The sequence below is a fragment of the Arthrobacter sp. R4-81 genome, assembly GCF_054792365.1.
The window spans coordinates 646,952-663,601 of the sequence record NZ_CP096445.1 but is presented as its reverse complement, the minus strand read 5'-3'; the positions used below and the strand labels follow the sequence as shown (position 1 = coordinate 663,601).

General features: G+C 60.3%; 14 protein-coding genes. 3 read left to right on the top strand and 11 right to left on the bottom strand.

Annotated features, from left to right (window positions below; translation table 11 throughout):
• Window positions 1–29: 29 nt before the first annotated feature.
• Together M1E05_RS03095 and xylA are read right to left on the bottom strand one after the other, a co-directional pair.
• Window positions 30–1,433, bottom strand: coding sequence for a xylulokinase (locus tag M1E05_RS03095; protein WP_461164392.1), 1,404 nt, complete (start codon window positions 1,431–1,433; stop codon window positions 30–32).
• A gap of 60 nt (window positions 1,434–1,493) precedes the next feature.
• On the bottom strand, window positions 1,494–2,681 hold the full coding sequence (xylA, locus tag M1E05_RS03090) for a xylose isomerase (protein WP_458114572.1): 1,188 nt from the start codon (window positions 2,679–2,681) through the stop codon (window positions 1,494–1,496).
• A 112-nt stretch (window positions 2,682–2,793) separates the two neighbouring features.
• On the opposite strand from xylA, the gene M1E05_RS03085 reads away from it, so the two are divergent.
• The gene (locus M1E05_RS03085; RefSeq protein WP_461164391.1) at window positions 2,794–4,005 is read left to right on the top strand and encodes an ROK family transcriptional regulator; all 1,212 of its coding nucleotides are present in this window, start codon (window positions 2,794–2,796) and stop codon (window positions 4,003–4,005) included.
• 295 nt (window positions 4,006–4,300) lie between these two features.
• Here the strand turns inward: M1E05_RS03085 and M1E05_RS03080 are convergent, their stop codons facing one another.
• The 4 genes from M1E05_RS03080 to M1E05_RS03065 all read right to left on the bottom strand — a co-directional run bounded on the left by M1E05_RS03080 (window position 4,301) and on the right by M1E05_RS03065 (window position 9,106).
• Complete coding sequence (locus tag M1E05_RS03080) at window positions 4,301–5,185, bottom strand: carbohydrate ABC transporter permease (RefSeq protein ID WP_461164390.1); 885 nt, start codon at window positions 5,183–5,185, stop codon at window positions 4,301–4,303.
• A complete protein-coding gene (locus tag M1E05_RS03075) occupies window positions 5,185–6,105 on the bottom strand; it encodes a carbohydrate ABC transporter permease (RefSeq protein WP_461164389.1) in 921 nt (306 codons plus the stop codon). The genes M1E05_RS03080 and M1E05_RS03075 overlap by 1 nt, the downstream gene beginning before the upstream one ends.
• Window positions 6,102–7,430 carry an ABC transporter substrate-binding protein gene (locus M1E05_RS03070; protein WP_458112235.1) on the bottom strand — a complete coding sequence of 443 codons (1,329 nt, stop codon included), beginning with the start codon at window positions 7,428–7,430 and terminating at the stop codon, window positions 6,102–6,104. Before M1E05_RS03070 ends, M1E05_RS03075 begins: the two co-directional genes overlap by 4 nt.
• Window positions 7,431–7,627: 197 nt before the next feature.
• A complete protein-coding gene (locus M1E05_RS03065; RefSeq protein ID WP_458112236.1) occupies window positions 7,628–9,106 on the bottom strand; it encodes an argininosuccinate lyase in 1,479 nt (492 codons plus the stop codon).
• 205 nt (window positions 9,107–9,311) lie between these two features.
• Here M1E05_RS03065 and M1E05_RS03060 point away from each other — a divergent pair, with 205 nt between their 5' ends.
• Entirely contained in the window at window positions 9,312–10,352 is a 1,041-nt protein-coding gene (locus M1E05_RS03060) for a LacI family DNA-binding transcriptional regulator (protein WP_458112237.1), read from the top strand.
• Window positions 10,353–10,406: 54 nt separating this feature from the next.
• Complete coding sequence (locus M1E05_RS03055; protein ID WP_458112238.1) at window positions 10,407–10,931, top strand: hypothetical protein; 525 nt, start codon at window positions 10,407–10,409, stop codon at window positions 10,929–10,931.
• Between the two features lie 67 nt (window positions 10,932–10,998).
• On the opposite strand, the gene M1E05_RS03050 is transcribed toward M1E05_RS03055, so the two are convergent.
• The 5 genes from M1E05_RS03050 to M1E05_RS03030 form a co-directional block, all read right to left on the bottom strand.
• Entirely contained in the window at window positions 10,999–12,462 is a 1,464-nt protein-coding gene (locus M1E05_RS03050) for a CapA family protein (protein WP_461164388.1), read from the bottom strand.
• 164 nt (window positions 12,463–12,626) lie between these two features.
• Window positions 12,627–13,991: an alpha/beta hydrolase domain-containing protein gene (locus M1E05_RS03045; RefSeq protein WP_461164387.1), complete on the bottom strand. Its 1,365-nt coding sequence runs from the start codon at window positions 13,989–13,991 to the stop codon at window positions 12,627–12,629.
• A 41-nt stretch (window positions 13,992–14,032) separates the two neighbouring features.
• The gene (locus tag M1E05_RS03040; RefSeq protein ID WP_458112241.1) at window positions 14,033–14,836 is read right to left on the bottom strand and encodes an ATP-binding cassette domain-containing protein; all 804 of its coding nucleotides are present in this window, start codon (window positions 14,834–14,836) and stop codon (window positions 14,033–14,035) included.
• Complete coding sequence (locus M1E05_RS03035; RefSeq protein WP_458112242.1) at window positions 14,833–15,693, bottom strand: ABC transporter ATP-binding protein; 861 nt, start codon at window positions 15,691–15,693, stop codon at window positions 14,833–14,835. Before M1E05_RS03035 ends, M1E05_RS03040 begins: the two co-directional genes overlap by 4 nt.
• 2 nt (window positions 15,694–15,695) lie before the next feature.
• Window positions 15,696–16,649, bottom strand: coding sequence for an ABC transporter permease (locus M1E05_RS03030; protein WP_461164386.1), 954 nt, complete (start codon window positions 16,647–16,649; stop codon window positions 15,696–15,698).
• Window position 16,650 lies beyond the last annotated feature (1 nt).

Here is a 16,650-nt window from a genome sequence, read left to right as displayed (position 1 = left end):
GCGGGCCTGCTGTGATCGTCCCGGCCGCCCTACTGCGCCCCTTTGACGGCGGCCCGGTAACGTTCAAGGATCTCCGGCGTCGGCTCAGCGCTGACCGTGATGGCTCCTTCGGCTTCCCAAACAGGGAGTTCTCCAAGCAGGATGCCCGCGGCCTGACGAGCAGCGCCGTCGGCCACGTACTCCCCCGGTTCGGGGACGGTGACCGGCAGACCGAAGACCCCCGCCAGGATGTGCTGCAACGCGAGTGACCGGCCGCCGCCGCCGACGAGGATGACCCGCTCCGCCCCGATTCCGAGGTCGGTGAGGGCCTTCAGTCCGTCAGCCAAGGAGCAGGCAACACCCTCAATGGCCGCCCGGGCCACGTTTGCGGGTATGAAGTTGGCGAGCGTCAGGCCATGGAGCGAGCCGGTGGCATCGGGCAGGTTGGGCGTCCGCTCCCCCTCGAAGTAGGGAACCAATGTCAGGCCCCCGGCCCCGGCGGGGGCAGTCAGGGCAAGCCGGGAGAGCTCTGCCAGGTCCACGGAGAGCACGGCAGCCGTGGCATCGAAAACCCGCGAGGCGTTGAGGGTGCAAACCAGGGGAAGGAAAGCGCCCGTTGCGTCAGCGAAGCCCGCAACCAGCCCTGTGGGGTCAGCGGAGGGCTGCCCGGCGATGGCAAAAACGGTCCCCGATGTCCCGACCGACACCACAACATCGCCCAGTTTGGCGTTCACTCCGAGTGCCGCTCCTGCGTTGTCGCCGGCTCCCGCGCCAATCAGAACGCCCGACGGCGTTTTCAACTCCGCTTCCAGCGGACCGAGGACTTCCGGAACCAAAGGGACGTGTCCCAAAGTCCGTTCCAGAACCTCGGGCAGGTACGTCCCGGTAGCCGGCGACCAGTAGCCGGTGCCGGAGGCATCCGACCGGTCTGTCCGCAGGGCAGCGAGCCCCACCGCACCGCTTCCCGGCCCGAACCCAGCCAGGCGCCAACTCAGCCAGTCGTGAGGCAGGCAGACGGCAGCAGTGCGGGCAGCGTTCTCCGGCTCGTTTTGCGAAAGCCACAACAGCTTCGTGGCCGTGAGCGACGCCACCGGGACAGTCCCGGTGGCGTCCGCCCAGTATCCGGGGCCGCCAGGCGCCTCACTGATCAGGAGCTCGGCCGCAGCTGCCGATCGTGTGTCGTTCCACAGCAGTGCGGGCCGGACAACGCCACCGTCGGCATCAAGGCACACCATTCCGTGCTGTTGCCCTGCGACCGAAACAGCTGAGATATCGTCCAGCCCGCCGCCGGCCTCGATCGCGTCCTGGAGTGCGCTCCACCAGGCTTCCGGCTCCACTTCCGTTCCTTCCGGATGCCGAGCCTGCCCTTGGCGCACCAGAACTCCCGTTTCAGCATCGCGGATGACGATCTTGCAGGACTGGGTGGAGCTATCAATTCCGGCTACCAAGGGCATTGCTGGGCTCTTTCAGAGGAGGGCTAGTGAGGTGGACGGTTCAGCGGGCGACCCGGATTGTCAGCGGGCGCCGAGGAGGTGCTCGATGGCCAGCTGGTTGAGCCGGACAAATGCGAAGGAGCGCTCGGCGGCCTTGTCGGCGTCGAACTCCGCGAAGGCTGACGGATCGGCCAGCAGATCAGCTGCGGACTCGCCGGCTGCCAGCGTGGGCTCTCCGAGCTCGAACACGCCAGAGGTCTTGAGGGCATCCTGGACCTCGGCGTCCGCGCGGAAGGCGAGGGCCCGTTCCTTGAGCAGTAGGTACATGGCCATGTTTGCCTTGGCCGATTCCCAGACTCCGTCGTAGCCGTCGGTGCGGGAAGGCTTGTAGTCGAAGTGGCGGGGGCCGTCGTACTTTGGGCCGCCGTTGGGGAAGCCGTTCTCCAGCAGGTCCACCGTGAAGAACGCGCTGGTGAGGTCGCCATGGCCGAAGACGAGGTCCTGGTCGTACTTGATACCGCGCTGGCCGTTGAGGTCGATGTGGAACAGCTTCCCGGCCCACAGAGCCTGGGCGATGCCGTGGGTGAAGTTCAGGCCTGCCATCTGCTCGTGGCCGGTCTCCGGGTTCAGGCCCACGATGTCGCCATGCTCGAGCTGCGCGATGAAGGCGAGCCCGTGCCCAACCGTGGGGAGGAAGATGTCGCCGCGGGGCTCATTGGGCTTGGGTTCAAGCGCGATCCGCAGCCCGTAACCCTTCTCCTTGATGTAGCCGGCGGCCGTATCCACGCCTTCCTTCATCCGGTCAAGGGCTGCTGAGAGGTCCTTGGAGCCGTCATATTCACTGCCTTCACGGCCGCCCCACATCACGAACGTCTCGGCGCCCATTTCAGCCGCAAGATCGATGTTGGCGAGCACCTTGCTGAGCGCAAACCTGCGCACCGAGCGGTCGTTCGAAGTGAACCCGCCGTCTTTGAACACGGGGTGGCTGAACAGGTTAGTGGTCATCATGGGGACCTTCAGGCCTGTCTCGGCCAGGGCTGCCCGGAAGTTCTTCAGAATCAGCTCGCGCTCTGAGGCACTGGCGCCAAAGGGAATCAGGTCATTGTCATGGAACGTGATGCCGTAGGCGCCTGCCTCGCTGAGGCGGTGGACTGCCTCCACCGGGTCCAAAGCGGCACGGGTGGGCTGGCCGAAAGGGTCTGCGCCGGTCCAGCCGACCGTCCAAAGGCCGAAGGTGAAGCGGTCCTCAGGTGTGGGATGTGTTGACAATTCAGGCACCTCGTTGGGCTTGTAGGAGAAAAACGCAATTAGTTTTCGTTCTGAACTATAAGTGGCATGATCAACTGAGGTCAATGACCTGCTGACAATTACAAGGAGTGAAATGTCAACGGCACGCCTGGAAGACAGACCCACCCCCGGCCGCGTGGGCGACGTGCGTAAGCAGAACCTTGCACTGGTGCTGCGGAACGTCCAGCCAGACGTCCAGACAACCAGGGCTCAACTGGCGGCCGAAACGGGTCTGACCAAGGCTTCTGTTTCCAGCCTCGTGGCCGACCTCCTGGGCGCAGGACTGTTGACGGAGGTGGGAATCACCCGCGACGGCGAGAGGGGAAGACCCGGCGTTGCGCTGGCACTCAATCCTCTACGGGGCGCCCTTGGAGCTGAGGTGAACGTCGACTACCTGGGAGTGGGAGTTGTCGACCTCAACGGCAATCTCCATTTTCAGGAAACTGTTGAGCGACACAACAGCGGGAGCAGCCCCGAGGACGTCCTGAGGGCACTGCGGCTGCTGACCACACGCGCGGCTGATGCCGCCTCGGATGCAGGCATTCTCCTCCTTGGTGGAGGGCTTGCCGTTCCGGGCCTTGTTGACGCGGACAGGAATTACGTGGCGACCGCCCCGAACCTCGGGTGGACCGGCGTCGAACTTTCCGGCGAGCTTGAAGCCTTGCTTCCCCACAGCCCGTTCGGAGTCACACTTTCCAACGAGGCCAACAGTGCAGCCCTGGCGGAGCTTTGGTACGGGCAGGGAGCGTCCTTCCGCGCGTATCTGTATATCTCGGGTGAAGTGGGCGTCGGTGGTGGCCTCATCATTGATTCGCGGCTTTTCACCGGACCTGCCGGCCATGCAGGCGAAATCGGGCACACCGTGGTTCAGCCAAAAGGACCAAAGTGCACCTGTGGGGGCCAAGGCTGCCTGGAAACATTCGCGGGCCAGGAAGCCATATTCTCGGCTTCGGGCATCGGAGATGGGCCCACAGGACACCGAATGGCACAGTTGCTGGCAGCCCTGGCTGACGGTGAATCGCGAGCCTTAGCGGCGGTCGAGGAGGCCGGCTACTATCTGGGAGTGGCGACTGCGACCACCGCCAGGCTCATGAACGTGGCCGCTGTAGTGCTGGGTGGCCATTTTGCCGTGCTCGAGGAGTGGATCCGGCCGGCCCTGCAGCGAAGCCTGGACGACTTTGCCCCCGGCGTGGTGGCGGCGGACGCCGTCGCGTTTTCCTCGCTGCGGCAGACTGCCGCGCTGATGGGCGCAGCGGGAAGCTGCCTCCGCAGGGTTCTGGCAAACCCGCAGGAGCTTTTCCCGTAGGCCGGCTTCCCGTCAAGTCAGTCATGGCGGACCCGGGCCCCTAGGTGGGGAATCAACTCACGATTCAAACAGTACTTCACCTTGCTGGGTGTCAAAATATTCACGCACCTCAACGATTCTGTCCCCAGTGAAGATGAGGTTGGCGCTGTAGGAATTCTTGTAAATACTGCCCGAAGCTCTTGTCGCGGTTGACTGCCATTCGAGCACGGCGTTGCTTCACCAACAGTCGCGCTGACAAGGTCGGTGGAGACTGAGCCTGGCACCATCTGAGCGGCAGTGAGAGCCGGTCCGTGGTTTATTTGCTGAAGCCTGCCGTCAAGCCAGCCACAAGCTGCCGGCGTCCAACGATGTAGACAAACACGAGCGGCAGGGCGGAGAGGACGACCGCGGCGAGAATCGCCGGAGTGTTGATGGTGAACTCTCCTTGGAACGCCCAAAGGGAAAGAGGGAGTACGCGGTTTGACGCGCTCTGGGTAAGGATCAGTGGGAAGAGGAAACTGTTCCAGACATTGAGGGCGTTATACACGGCAATGGTGGCGATGGCCGGGCGGATCAGCGGAAACGCAAGCCGCCACATCATTGACCAGTCCGAGCAGCCATCCAGGCGCATGGATTCAAACAACTCATTCGGAACGTCACGCAGGAAGTTGGCCAGGATGAGCACTGACACCGGGACCGCGAAGGCGATGGAAGGAAGAATCAAGGCCAGGAGCGTGTCGTACAGGTAGAGGCGGGTGATGCCCCAATAGATGGGGATGATGATTGCCTGCAACGGAATGGCCAGTCCCAGAAGGAACATCCGGTTGACCCCGGTGAGCAATCGCCCGCTTCCGCGGACGATCGCGTAGGCGGCCATGAAGGAGATCAGCACTGAGGGCAGCACAGCTCCCGCCGTCACGATGATGCTGTTAAGGAAGTACTGAAGGAAGTCGTTTTCCAGAACGAGCACGTAGTTCGCGAGTGTGGGGTTTGTTGGTGGCAGCAAGGGGTTGGAGGCGAAAAAGCCTTCTTGGTCCTTGAAGCTGGTGATGACCACGTAGTACATGGGAAGGATCACTACGGCTAGCCACAGCCATCCCGCAATCCCTGCGGGGATGTTGAAGGTTTTTTTCGTCTTGCGGACGCTCGTCTTGTTTGAGGCTGCCGCCACGATGCGGTCGAGGACGGGTGTTGCACTCATCAGGCACCTTCCAATTGGCTTGCCTGGCGGTTCTTGCCGCCGAGTCGTTGAATGATCAGGGCCAGTCCCAGACCGAATACGGCCAGGATGACGCCGAGGACGCTGGCGCCACCCATGTCGTTGGCACGGAACCCTTCGAGGTACATGAACAAGGGCAGCACGTTGGTCGCGTTGCCGGGTCCTCCACCGGTCAGGACGAAGATGAGGTCGAAGAAGGTCAGGGTTCCAACGACCATGAGCGTGGTGGACGTGATGAACGTGTACTTGAGCTGGGGCAAGGTGATGGTGAAGAACTGCTGGACCACGTTGGCTCCGTCGATGCTGGCTGCCTCATAGAGTGACTTGGGAATCTGCCGGACTCCGCCCTGGTAGACCAGCGTGTGGAACGGGATGTTCTGCCAGGAGAACACGAACACGACGACCATGACGGCCAGGTCAGGGTTTCCGAGCCAATCCTGCTTCAATGCGTCAATCGGAAGCGCCCCGCTCAACCCGAAGTTGGGATCCAGGAGGGCCGTGAATGCCAGGGCCACTGCTGCTGAGGACAGAAGGATCGGAACGAAGAACAGGACCGACAGGACTGCCCGGTAGCGCTGGAACCCTGCCGTGAAAACACCCAGCAGCAGGCTGATGGGAATCTGGAAGGCGCAACTGAGGAGGATGACCTTCACCGTGATCCACAAAGACTCCCCCGTCACCGGGTCGGTGAGGATTGAGGCCCAGTTGGCGAAGCCCGCCCAGCTGATCGCCCCGATGCCGTCCCACTGCATGAAGCTCAGGACGAAGACTCCGCCCAGAGGAACAATGGCGAAGGCAAGGAAGAAGACCAGCGCGGGAACTGTCAGCCAGGCCAGGGAAGCGCGGGAACCGTCAATGCTGGGCGCTGCTTTTCCGGTTCGGTGCAATGTGGTGGTGGTCATTTATCACTCGCTGCGTTCATGGCGTCAACGAACTGCTGAGGGGTTTCCTGCTTGAGGAAGACCTGGCCCAGGTGGGTCAGCAGAGTATCGGCAAGGGATGGAGCCAGCGCCTGGTCCCAGGAGAGCTGGAACGTGGTGGCTTTCTGGGAAAGGTTGTAGGTGTAGTTCAGGAAGTCGCTGTCCGGGGCCCCGGAGAGCTTGTCCTCAATGCCCTTCAGCGGGGGAACGGCACCGGTTTTGATGATGCCTTCTGTGTAATCACTGCTGTAGAGCCCGCTGGCGAGGAAGTCCTTCGCTGTTTGTTTGGCGGGCTCCGAAGCCGCTGTTGCCACGGAGAAGAACGTGGCGGGGGTTCCGACGATGTAGGAGGGGTCGCCCTTTCCGCCATTGATGGTCGGGAACGGGACGTAGCCCAGCTTGTCCTCGGAGATGAAGGTCGGTGCGCCTTTCTTCATGGCCTGGAATTGGGACGCGAGCTGCAGGGACATGGCAGCTTTGCCCGTGTAGAGGAGGGCAAGCTCGGATCCGGAGGTAGAAGCGGTGGAGGCGAAGCCTTCCTGGAATCCTCCCGCGTCCACGAGCTGCTGGATCTTGGTCAGCGCATCGATGACAGCCGGGTCAGACCAGGCCCCGCGTTCACCCTTCTGAATCCGGTCCCACACAGCGGTCCCGCCCTGGCGGTCAACAAGGTATTCCAGCCAGATAAGTTCGGGCCACTTGGACTGGCCACCCAAGGCAAACGGGGCAACGCCGATAGCTTTGAGCTTGGGGACGGCGGCCATCAGTTCGTCCCATGTTTTGGGCGGCTGCACCCCGGCGCGCTCCATGAGCTCCTTGTTGTAGTACATGGTCGCGGGGTTGACCTTACTCATGGGCAGCGCATAGGTCTTGCCGTCGACGACGCCGTTCTGGAGCACGCTGGGAAGGTAGCGGTCTGTGACTTCGGGCTTGTCCTTGGCCAGGCTGCTCAGATCTTCGACGGCGTTGGCGTCCACATAGGATTTCAAAACGCCGCCGGTCCAGTTGAAGATCAGCGTTGGGGGCTGGCCGGCGCCGACGGCGGTGCGCATCTTGGCCTTTATGGCGTCGGAAGCGAAGAATTCGACGGTGATGTTCCGGTCGGGGTTCTCCTTGTTCCATTTTTCAACAGCGGCTTCAATGACCGGCTGGTCCCCGGTGGTCAGTGACCACATGGTGGCGTTTGCTCCGGTGGCTTGGGTCGGTCCGCCGCTGCCGCAGCCGGCGATCGTGGCACCAATTGCTGCGGCCATCGCGACGGCTGCAAAACGCCTGCGGGTTTGTGTTGTGGAAAGCGGTGAAAGCATGAGGATTTTTCCTTCTTCTTTGAGGGTTTCCCGTCCGGTCCGTGGGAGTGTTGCGGGCCGTGGTGCGTCTGGAGGGCGATTCAGGTTGGGTTCGGTGGAGTCTCTTTATTAAGTTGGCGCAACAGATCGGTCATTCGTCAGATGACCGGGCCCTGTGCCCCGGAGAGGCAGGCGGTGTTCAGAGAGATCTTTTGTCACTAGCCTCCGACCAGGGTTTTGGCGTCTTGAATCAGGCGTTCTCGGGCCCGTGTGATGCTGTCAGTCAGTGAGACAAGAGTGCGGTGGTGCGCCTCGATATCCGCCGCTGCCTCGGCCGCCAGTTCGCGACGTCGGATGCTCGAGGTCCCGCCCGCGCTGGCGCGGCTTTCCACGAAGGCTGCCGGGTCCAGGATGGCCGTGAGTTGCTGCTTGGTGTACTCGCTGAGGGGCGCCTCACCCAACTCCGGCCGGAGGCTTCCTTCGGGCTCGTCGGCTGCCTCATGGGCGGTGACGAAGCGTGCGACTGCCTCATGGGCGGGGCGGAAGCTCATCCCTTGCGTTCGGGCCAAGTCATCAGCCAAGGCGCTTGCGGTTGTCCAGTGCCGGCCCGCTGACTTCTGCATCTTCTCGATATCAACTTCCAGGGTGGCAATTGATTCCTTAAGCAGGGAGATGGCTCCGGAGGTCTCGCGGCAGTAGCCGGGAATCAGGTTGTGCACATAGGACTGGTCCGCGTCCGTGGACGTCGCGGTGTGTAGTACTCCGAGTTGGCTCGCACCCCACCCAGCGGCGTTTCCGGCCAAACCGCGGATCCGTTCAAAGACCATGGGGTTCCTTTTCTGCGGCATCATGCTGGAGGTACCGCACAGCGACGGGTGGAGCCGTACCAGCCCAACTTCCGTGGACGACCAGTAGTACAGATCCGATGCCAACCGGCTGATTCCGGCAAGTGCGAGCCCGAGGGTGGCAGCCAGTTCAGCACCGACGTCCGTGGAGGCCATGCCAGCGTCCCTGGCGTTTGATATGGGACGGACAAAACCAAGATATGCGGCGGTCTCTTCGCGGTCGATCGGCCAGGATGTTCCGCTGTACGCCGCTCCCCCCAGAGGGCTTTCGTTCAGCCGCGCGTAAGCCTCTGCAAGGCGGGTCAAATTGCGGGAGACTGACCAGTAATGGGCGTTGAAGTAGTGTCCCAATGTGGTCGGCTGGGCATGCTGTAGATGGCTGTACCCCGGCATCAGCGCACCGTCATACCGGTCAGCAGTAGTCAACAAGACCTCGCCCAAGGCGAGCAATTCGGTCATCACAGACAGGACTGCCTTGCGGTTGATCATGCGCCAACCGGTAGCCTTTTGATCGATCCGGCTACGGCCCCGCTGGATGTCCAGCCCACCAGGGCCACACTGCTCCTCCAAGTAACGCTCAATCTGGAGCCCGATGCTGCCAATTTCGGGGTCGCCGGCCAGTACTGACCGCGGGTCATTATCGAGCAGTGCGAGCAGGGCTGCTACCAGGGACCGCCCGTGCCCCTCCTCGAAGATACTCTGCCGCGTCAACATCACTGAATGGGCGATGTCTATCAGGACGAACTCTTCGGCCCCGACGAGTTCGTCGGTGAGTTCGAGGCCGTTGACATGCTCAATGAGCCCTCTGGAAGGTCGGGCACCGAGGCGCCCATCGGTCAAAGTAGTCCTCATCGCAGTGCCTGGTTCGAAGCGGCGGCGCAAGCTTTTACTTCGGCCTGCTCACCGGCTGTTGTCCATGCGGACATCTTTGTCTCCTCGTTTCATGTAATCGTCAACATAGCCCAGTATTAGGGCGAACATCCGCCAATGTCAACGATTACATTAAATCCATGTCGACGATTACACTAGGAGGACCAGACCCATCAAAGGAGCAGGAATGGCAGATCTCGAACAGCAGCGCGTGACGGTCAAGGACGTCGCGCGTCTCTCAGGGGTAAGTACTGCCACTGTCACGCGGGTCCTCCAAGACTCTGAAAAGGTTATGCCTGACACCAAGCGGCGTGTCCTCGAAGCAGTGGAACGCCTTGGTTACCGCCCAAACCCGATGGCCCGAGACCTCCGACATGGAAACCGCACGGGGGCGGTGGGACTCGTCATGGCGACGTTCACCAACGTGTTCCAGGCCGGAGTGGCAGCCGGCGCAGAGAGGGAGTTGCGGCGGGCGGGCCTGCAGCTGCTCCTCGGATCAACGGATGATGATTCTTCACGCGAGCCGGAGCTAGCAAAAGCCATGATCGATCGCAGAGTCAGCGCACTGATGATGATGCCTGATGGAAACGAACGCAGCTATCTCACACCAGATCACCTTTTCGGCACACCCGTAATTCTGGTGGGTCGGCCCGCTGACGGAATCGACGCGGATGTGGTCATGACGGACGACGACCGGGGCGTCGAGGAGGCAACAAAGCAACTCCTTGACCTTGGACACCGTCGAATTGCTGCCTTGGCCGGTAGAAATGACTCCTTCCGTGCCAGACAACGACTCAGTGGCTACAGTGCTGCCCTGACAAAGAGCGGGGTCACACCGGACCGGGATCTGGTCGTGGACGGCCTCATCACGTCAGAGCAGGCTCGTGCTGCGATGTCCGACCTGATGAAACTGCCTTCTCCCCCAACTGCGGTACTTGCGCTGAACCTCGGCATCAGCACTGGAGTGTTGCTGGACCGAATCGACAACCAGCGTCAGCTGGCTTACATCTCGCTCGATGAAACCGAGCTGTCCGCAGGACTGCATATTTCAGCGGTGGTCCGTGACCCGGAGGAAGTCGGCCGGCAGGCAGCCCTCCTCGCTATCGCCAGGATGGCTGATCCTGGACTGCCCCCGCGCACCGTTACCCTTTCGAGTCACCTCATCAACCGCGGATCAGGCGAAATCTCTCCAAGAGAGTCCGCTGTGCCCACAGCTTCGGCGAGGTAGCAGTCGGCCCCCGTCCCGACGTGACCAGACCAGCGCCAAGACCAGGAGCCCCTAGTGCCGGACGAGATGGCAGTCGTTTTGGCAGAGCACATCTACGCAGCCGCCCGGGCCGACATGGAATTTGTAACCAGCCTGACGTCCGCCCGGCACCACATCGAAAATCTGCTAAGCGCATTCAGCCACGCGGTCTGCGTCCGTGACGCCAGCGCTTTGGAAGAACTGATCCGCGACGTAGCCGTCAGCCTCGACGGGCACATCCCATGCGGCACATCCAAAGCTGCCAAAATCATGGACTGGTTCGACGGAACCGATCCTGCCACTACTCAGACCATCACTAACATCAGCCTTCGATTCGATGAAAACAACGTGCTCTATAGCGCCACCTATCAGGACTGGAATACAGCATCTCCACCTCAATGCATGGCCATAGGCAGGTTCACCGGACGACTCAAGGCAGGACCTCAAGTCTGGCGCTGGGAGGAACACAAGGTAGCCACCTTCACCGATCATTTCGACCACCCCGAGGCTGTCGTCCAGCAAAACCCAACGTGTTACCCAGCCCGGTCCTCGCTTCCTTAGGGCGCGAGCTAATGCCTAGGTGGAAAGAATCCATGTCCACCGGCTCAGCCGCTTACACACCTAAGCGTTAGTCTGTGCTGTCTCTGGAGGCTTCGATGTCAATGATTCCCACACCATCCTGAATTTTCACAACGGTTCCAAACGCCCGCGAAAGCCAGGTAAGACGCTCAAGGATCGCGTCCGCTATCTGCGGAGGGGCCACCCTGGGAATGCCTCGATCGGCATCCCGGGCACCGTCCCAGTGCAGTTCAATGGGCTGCAGGCGTATTTGGCGGAGCTGACCTGTTTCACCGAAGACACTTGTGGCCACAATGCTTTCAAACCAGACCCGTTCACCGAAAACCCCTTCCACCCTGCGCATCTCGGTGAACTCGGCCTCGGTCATGGAAGTCGGATCAATTTTGTCCTTTTCCCACTCATCCCGGGCGAGAGGCTGCCAGGTGTTGTCGGTGAAGAAGAAGTTTCCCAAGGAGTAGAAAATTGGCTTGCCTTTATAGATTTCTATTCCTCGCAGCTGATGCGGACCGTGGCCGATAAATGCGTCAGCGCCGTTGTCGATCGCTTCTCGCGCCAAAGTTTCCAGGAAGTCGGGCGGGCTGTCACTGTAGTTTCCCGGTTCATGGGTATGCATGGTCACGATGGCAAAGTCAGTGGATTGCTTGGCTTGGCGGATGGCCCGAATGATCTCTTTACGATCCCGGTCATCCATCTCGAAGGCGAACGCAAGTTCACTTTCGATCTGATCGCAAGCTCTGTATTTGGCGCCGAATAGGGTAACAGTGCTCGTTTTTGCGTCTGACGCCAGCACTGATTTCCGAACTGATCCGGCAGGTTGGGAGTCCCTTATGGCAGCTAACTGGGAGAACTGCTCAGGTGTCACTAGGGCGTAACGAGTTGTGCGAAGTGAGTTCAGCCCTGGACGCCCTGGGATCTGGCCTAGGGGGTCGATGGCCCTTGCGTTCTCTTCGTAGCGCGACGCGATGGAGACAAGTGCTACACGCCCTGCTGACGTCGATAATATTCCTGCGGCCCGTGCCTGCTCCAAAGATTCGCCCGTGCCAGCGTGAACAATTCCTGCTTCATTAAGTAGCTGATCGGTATACCGCATTCCAGCCACTCCCCAATCGGCAGTGTGGTTATTAGCGCGGCCCATGAGATTGAATCCCATGGCACGAAGGTCACCAGGCACACCCGCTGAACTTAGAAGCCACGCTCCGCCGGACAATGCTTCCGGATAGCCGCCAAACTTTTGCAGATCAAGCGCAGTACTTTCGAAATTTCCAAATGTAACCTCTGCGTCTCGCAAGACCTTCAGCAGGTCCGGACTGGTGCGTTCCATCCGGGCGAGGACGGCCTCCGTCATGATGACGTCTCCCACTGCCGCGAGAGTGAACCCGTCCGGAACGTTGGCAGCCATCCAATTCGACTGAAGGTAGTTGTCTTTGTCCTGAAGGTGCAGGTTCGGATGGATAACGTCTGCGCTGTTGTCCCTGGCGTTACCTGTCGCTGCTTCGATTTCTTCAGCTGTCATTTTTCTGAACTGTCTCCATATTTCTAGGTCAAGTCGCTCGGTGCCGTACTAGCCTGCCGAAGCTGCTACGAAAATGCGGAACCTGGGCGTCGGTCTTCGCGTCTAGACGTTGCAGGTCGCCGTGTGCGACTTTTTTGCTTCGCGGCAGGGTCGCAACTTCTGTATCAGGAGAAGGTGACGCTCTCGGCCTCCCGCCGCAGTTCCTCGGCGTCCTCGGGCAGCAGAAAGCCTTCGGCAAGCATTCTGTCCACCACTTGGGCGTGTACGCGGCGGTATTCAACAGGGCTGGAATAAGTTTCCAGCAACTGATGAAGGTGCAGAGGAATTTCGTGTCCCTGATACCAAGCCGGTCGACCCATGGGCGTGGCTGCGACCAAGGTCGACAGTGCCGCATCGGTGTACGTAGTGCGAAGGCCTCCCACCGCGTTCCCCCAGTCGTCCCTGACGATGGTGTCGGTGTCCCCTACCGTGGCGAGGAGTCTCGATGACTGCGGCGTGCGCAATCCCTCCGCCCAGTCGGCGAGCAACTCCAGCAGGGCGTTGTAGATGTGAGAGTTGGGGAACGTTGACCATTTGGCACCCTCGGGCAACGGGCAATTGCGCAGCCTCTCCTTGTCTTTCTCGCTCATGTGGCGGGTTTCCCTGTGGGCCATTCCGGCAACTTCAAAAAGCCGGAAGGTCGGGGAGTCCTTTCGCCGGTGACTGAGGCCCCGGACTTGGCCGGACACTCCGCAAGCCCAGCGAACAGACTGGAATTCTGCTTCCCCTAGTACTTCGATGACAGGTACATCAATATCAGGCAGGGCATCTCCTCCCGATGCCCCGGGAAGGTAGCCGTCGAACACGGGACCTCCATCAGGGCGCCGGCGTAGGTTGTGGTGCCTCTCGATGAAACGCCGCACCACTCCGCCTGTCTGGGAAATACCAGCAAAGAGAAGAGTTCTGACGGCCGACTCCGGAAGGCCAGGCAAACCATGCCTCAGGGAATTGGCCACCTGGGCGATGATTTCAAAAGACTGGGGAGTTGCAGTCCACCAGCGTCTCTTGAAGTCGTCGTACTGCCGGGCTAGCAGTTCAGGTGTGGGATTCTCCGTGAACGGGATGGTCGCCAAGAAGTTGCGCGCCAGCTCCCCCTGGATGAATGTCATCTCGGCGTAGCGCTCCGGGTTCGCGCCTTTGATGAGGTCCACAGCTGATGGGGACTGGGAATCAATTTCCACCCAAATGTAACCAGCACGCATGATTTGCCGGTTGTAGGCGCGCCAGACGGAGGTGCCGCCCCAAATGTGGCTGACTTCGGTAAGTGCACGGCCGTTGAACTTACTCATGTCCGCGGGCCGGCGGACGAGAATCCGTGTGGAGTAGTCATGCTCTGCGGCTACTCCTGAGACGAAATATTCCTCTTGGATGTAGTCGTAGCCGGGTAGCCTGTCCAGGCCATACGTCTCAAGGACGACGGCGTGATCGCTTGGGGATTCCGAAATTGGGCCCTTAACTTTAGCTTCCAGTGCAATGGAAGGTGTGCGCATATGCTGCATCTCCTGTGGGTCTCTGTTGTAAGTTGTGTGGCTCAAAGGCTTGGTGTGGATTCCAGCAGCACCTGCGTGTAGGGCTTCGAGGGCTGGCCAAAGACCTTCACCGCAGGGCCGGATTCGACAATTTCGCCCTGATACAGCACCGCTACTTGATCGCTCATGAACTCGACCACAGCCATGTCATGGCTGACGAAAATCATCGACAGGTTGCGGGCTTCCTGAATGTCCTTGAGCAGGTTCAGCACGCGGGCTTGGACTGATACGTCCAGCGCGGAGACGGGCTCGTCCGCGACGATGAGTTCCGGCTCCAGGGCAAGCCCGCGTGCAATCGAAATCCGCTGCCGCTGGCCTCCGGAGAACTCGTGTGGCAGACGCCCGAGCCAGCTTTCTGCGAGCTGAACCTCATCTGCCAAGGCCCGGGCGTGCTGGTGACGGTCCGCTGGGCTGTACAGGTTCTGGACCCTGTATGGTTCCTCCAGAAGTTCCTGGAGCGTCATTCTGGGGTTCAGAGAATTGGACGAATCCTGAAAAATCATCTGCATTTTGCGCCGGTAGAGCCTGAGCGCTTGAGGCTTCATCGCAAAGATGTCCTGGCCTAGAACGCTGACTGAGCCGGATGTGGGCTTAATCAGTCCAATGGCGATCCTACCCAGCGTGGATTTACCTGACCCCGACTCGCCTACGAGACCAAGGATCTGGTTGCGTCCTACCGTCAATGATGCGTTCTTTACCGCTGTGTGCTTCGTTTTACGAAGGGTCCCGCCAAGCTGGAATTCTTTGGTAACACCGGACAGTCGCAGAACGTCCTCTGAGTCGGTTTGGTCTGAGTTCTGGATCATTTCATCACTGCTTTCGTGAACTCGCTTTTATCGACGACCGGCAGGCGGTCAAGCCGCTGACCCAGGCGCGGTGCCGCCTCGAGCAGCCCCCTGGTGTAGCCAGAACGCGGGTAGGAAATAACCTCTGCGGTTTTCCCGGCTTCCATTTCGTGCCCGTCCAAGAGGACGACCACATCATCCGTGTACTTGGCGACTAGTCCCAAGTCATGGCTAATGAGAACCAAGGACAGTCCCAGTTCTTGGCGAAGCTCCATCAACAGGTCCAGGATCTGCTTCTGAATGGTGGCATCCAGAGCCGTTGTTGGCTCGTCGGCCAACAACAAAGCCGGCTCGCATGAAATGCTCATGGCAATCATGACGCGCTGCCGCATTCCGCCGGAAAGCTGGTGGACGTAGGAGCTCTGGACGCCCCTCTGAGCCGGTATGCCTACTAGATTCAAAAGCTCTTGAGCCCTGGCCCGCGCCTGCTTCTTGGACAGACCCAGGTGCAGGCGCATCGGGCGGATCATCTGTTCGCCAATGGTCATGGTCGGATGCAGAGCGCTCATTGGTTCCTGGAAGATGAACCCCAACTCTGGTCCGCTGAGTTTCCGGCGGTCTCCGGGAGTGGCCTGCAGCAGGTCTTTGCCCTTGTAGAGAATCACGCCTTCAGCGATCGCAACGTCGGGAAGGATGCCCATGATCGCCGTCGCCGTCATGGACTTTCCAGAGCCTGATTCTCCAACGATGCCCAGGGTACGGCCGCGTTCAAGCCGGAAATTGAGGTCGTGTACGACTCGCTGGGGGCCGGTGTCGTTGACGATGTCAACGTTGAGCCCTCGGACATCCAGCAGGACGTTTTCCATGTTGTTGTTCATAACTAGACCTCGATATCCAGACGGATCCGAGGATCCAGGAACGCGCAGACGACGTCCACCAGGAGGTTGACGAGCACGAAAATGATTGCAATGAAGAAAACGCACCCCTCAATGAGCGGGTAGTCCCGCCGCTCCACGGCTGTGAGGAGCAGTTTGCCCAACCCCGGCAGCGAGAACACATTTTCAGTGACCACGGCCCCGCCCAAGAGCGATCCCATGCTCAGACCGACCACAGTGACGACCGGGACAACTGCGGACCGGAAGACATATTGACCTGTGATGGTGCGCTCGGATAAGCCTTGTGAACGGGCCGTGGTAACAAAAGGCTGATATTTTGCGTCCAAAACGCCGTTGCGCGAGTAGCGGTACAGCGTCGCTGCCTCCAAAACGCCCAACGCGACGGCAGGGAGGGTCATAAATCGCAAGAACGCACCAAAGTCTGCAGTTGGCGAGGCGTAGCCGGCTACAGGAAACCATCTGAGCATGACGCCGAAGACCAAAACCATCAGGATGGCAAGCCAGAAGGTTGGCGTTGCGATTCCCACTGCTGACCCGACGACCATGGACTTGTCCAGAGATCGGGACTTTGTAGTAGCAGAGATGGCCCCCAGGACAGGTCCGATAAGCACTGCAACGAGAAGTGCAAGGACAGCGAGTTGGGCTGTCACTCCCGCCGAGGCGAGGACTGAGTCACTCACAGGGGTGTGAAGGAAAATGGATTCGCCAAAGTCAAAGCGAACCATTCGGCCGAGCCAAGCAATGAACTGGATCCAAAGGGGATCGTTTAGACCCATTTCCTGGCGAAGGTCTGCAATGTCAGCCGCGTTTGCTTCTTCCCCAAGGATCACGGCTGCCGGGTCCCCGGGAGTGAGCCTAAGCAAGACGAACAATATGACCATGGGGACGGCCACTGTCGGGATGAGCGCGATAAGACGCTTGAAGATGTAACGAAGCATG